This is a genomic window from Microbacterium sp. ISL-103 (genome assembly GCF_018613995.1).
Taxonomy (GTDB): domain Bacteria; phylum Actinomycetota; class Actinomycetes; order Actinomycetales; family Microbacteriaceae; genus Microbacterium.
In genome coordinates this window covers 1-3,041 of the sequence record NZ_JAGGPD010000112.1, presented here as the reverse complement: position 1 = coordinate 3,041, position 3,041 = coordinate 1, and the positions used below count along the sequence as shown (strand labels likewise).

Sequence of the window (3,041 nt, the reverse complement as noted above, 5' to 3'; positions counted from 1 at the left end):
CCATGACACGTCTGCACGAACTCGAGGGGGGTCCTCGCGGCGTGTACGCCGGATGCTTCGGGTTCATCGGCGATGACGGATCGCTCGATCTGGCCATGGTCATCCGCAGCATCGTCATCGACGGCGAACGCGCGATCGTGGGAGCGGGAGGCGGGATCACGTGGCGATCGGTCGCCGCAGCCGAGATCTCAGAGGTGGCGACGAAGGCCAGGGCGCCGCTCGCGGCACTGGGAGCGGAAATGCCCGCGGCCTGGGCTTCCGATATCCTGAGCTGATCCCCTTTTCCCTTCAGATTGGTCGTGCGTTCGTTGTCTGAGAACCTGTCCACCTCTCCCGTCGACGAGGAGACCTCCTCGGCGCACGCAATCCAGGCCAAGTGGCAGAAGTACTGGGCGGAGAACGAGACATTCCTCACCGGCGGCGACGATGACAAGCGGCCGCGCCGCTACGTGCTGGCGATGTTCCCGTACCCCTCCGGCGACCTGCACATGGGGCACGCCGAGAACTACCTGTACTCCGACATCGTGGCCCGCTTCTGGCGTCACCGCGGGCACAACGTGCTCAACCCCATCGGCTGGGACTCGTTCGGGCTGCCGGCCGAGAACGCGGCGATCCGTCAGGGCGCCGACCCGCGCGAGTGGACGTATCAGAACATCGCCCAGCAGAAGCAGGCGTTCCAGAACTACGGCGTCTCGTTCGACTGGTCGCGGGTGCTGCACACGTCCGACCCCGAGTACTACCGCTGGAACCAGTGGCTGTTCCTGAAGCTGCACGAGCGCGGCCTGGCGTACCGCAAGAAGAGCGCCGTGAACTGGTGCCCGAACGACCAGACGGTGCTCGCCAACGAGCAGGTCGTCGACGGTCGCTGCGACCGCTGCGGTGCTGAGGTCGTGAAGAAGAAGCTGACCCAGTGGTACTTCAAGATCACGGACTACGCCGACCGCCTGCTCGACGACCTGAACCAGCTCGAGGGCTTCTGGCCGCACAAGGTGCTGCAGATGCAGCGCAATTGGATCGGCCGGTCGATCGGTGCGGACGTCGACTTCCGCATCGAAGGACGCGACGAGCCTGTCACCGTCTTCTCCACGCGTCCCGACACGCTGCACGGAGCGACGTTCTTCGTCGTCGCACCCGACTCGGATCTCGCGTCCGAGCTGGCGGCGGATGCTCCCGCAGAGGTTCGCGAGCGCTTCCTGACGTACCTGTCCGACGTGCAGAAGACCACCGACGTCGACCGTCAGGCGACCGACCGCCCGAAGACCGGCGTGTTCCTCGAGCGCTACGCGATCAACCCCGTCAGCGGGGAGAAGCTGCCCGTCTGGGCCGCCGACTACGTGCTGGCGGATTACGGACACGGCGCCGTCATGGCCGTGCCCGCGCACGATCAGCGTGACCTCGACTTCGCCCGCGCCTTCGACCTGCCGGTCAAGGTCGTCGTCGACACGACGGCTCCGGTCACGGGTGCGATGCCCGTCATCGAGGTCGACGACGAGGGGGTGCCGATCGACACGGGTGCCGCTCTCGACGAGCAGAACCCTGCCTCGACCGGTATCGCTCTGACCGGCGAGGGACGGATGATCAACTCCGGCCCCCTCAACGGACTGTCGAAGCGCAACGCGATCGCCCGCGCGATCGAGCAGCTCGAGGCATCAGGCACAGGACGTGCGGCGAAGAACTACCGCCTGCGCGACTGGCTGATCTCCCGCCAGCGCTTCTGGGGAACGCCCATCCCGATGCTGCACGCCGAGGACGGCCGGATCATCCCGGTTCCCGAAGACCAGCTGCCGGTGAAGCTGCCCAGCGTCGAGGGTCTCGACCTGAAGCCGAAGGGCTCGTCGCCTCTGGGCGCGGCCGAGAGCTGGGTGCGCACGGTCGATGCTGCCAGCGGCGACCCCGTGCTGCGCGACCCCGACACGATGGACACGTTCGTCGACAGCTCGTGGTACTTCCTTCGCTTCCTGTCGCCGAACAGCGACACCGTCGCCTTCGATCCCGCCCAGGCGGCGCGGTGGTCTCCGGTCGACTCGTACATCGGCGGCGTCGAGCACGCCATCCTGCACCTGCTCTACGCGCGCTTCATCACGAAGGTCCTGTTCGACATGGGCCTGATCGACTTCACCGAGCCGTTCTCGAATCTCATCAACCAGGGCATGGTGCTGCTCGACGGCGCGAAGATGTCGAAGAGCAAGGGAAACCTGGTGCTGTTCGAGGAGGAGCTCGACGCCTACGGCGCAGACGCGCTGCGCGTCGGGCTCGCGTTCGCGGGGCCGGTGGAAGACGACAAGGACTGGGCCGACGTCTCGACGACCGGTGCGCAGAAGTTCCTCGCTCGCGCGATGCGCATCGCGCGGGAGGTCTCCTCTCCGGTCGACGTGGTGTTCGCCGGTGGTGACGCGGCGCTGCGGCGTGCCACGCACAAGCTGCTCTCCGAGGCCCCGGCACTCGTGGAGCAGACCAAGTTCAACGTGCTCGTGGCACGTCTCATGGAGCTGGTGAACGCCACCCGCAAGACCATCGACGGAGCCGCGGGGCCCGCGGACCCGGCTGTCCGCGAGGCGGCCGAGACCGTCGCCGTGATGCTCGACCTCATCGCCCCGCACACCGCGGAGGAGATCTGGGAGATCCTCGGACACGAGCCCTCCGTGGGCCTCGTCACGTGGCGCTCCGCCGACCCGGCGCTGCTGGTCGAGGACTCGGTCACCGCCGTCGTGCAGGTGGGCGGCAAGGTGCGCGCACAGCTCGAGGTGCCGGCGCGCATCGGTGAGGCCGAGCTCGAAGCGCTGGCCCGTGCCGACGAGCGGGTCATCCGCTCGATCGGCGACCGCGAGATCATCAAGGTCGTCGTGCGCGCTCCGAAGATCGTCAGCATCGTCGTCAAGGGCTGATCGCCCGGCCCTCCGCGGCCTGTCTGCTCTGCACATCCGACCGCCCGCGGGAGTTCTCCCCGGCGGGCGGTCGGCTGTCTTCAGGGCCAGGTGAGTGCACCTAGCGTGGCGGCATGTCCGATTCGCCGCAGGCTGCGCCCGCACCACCGCGCAGGC

The 3,041-nt window shown here is 67.7% G+C and carries 2 protein-coding genes; both read left to right on the top strand.

Features of this window, described 5'->3' with window-relative positions:
• The coding region (locus J7E68_RS05130; protein ID WP_215170473.1) for a chorismate-binding protein at window positions 1–275 on the top strand (275 nt) is incomplete at its 5' end.
• A 33-nt stretch (window positions 276–308) separates the two neighbouring features.
• Complete coding sequence (leuS, locus tag J7E68_RS05125; protein ID WP_251048664.1) at window positions 309–2,885, top strand: leucine--tRNA ligase; 2,577 nt, start codon at window positions 309–311, stop codon at window positions 2,883–2,885.
• Window positions 2,886–3,041: the final 156 nt, after the last annotated feature.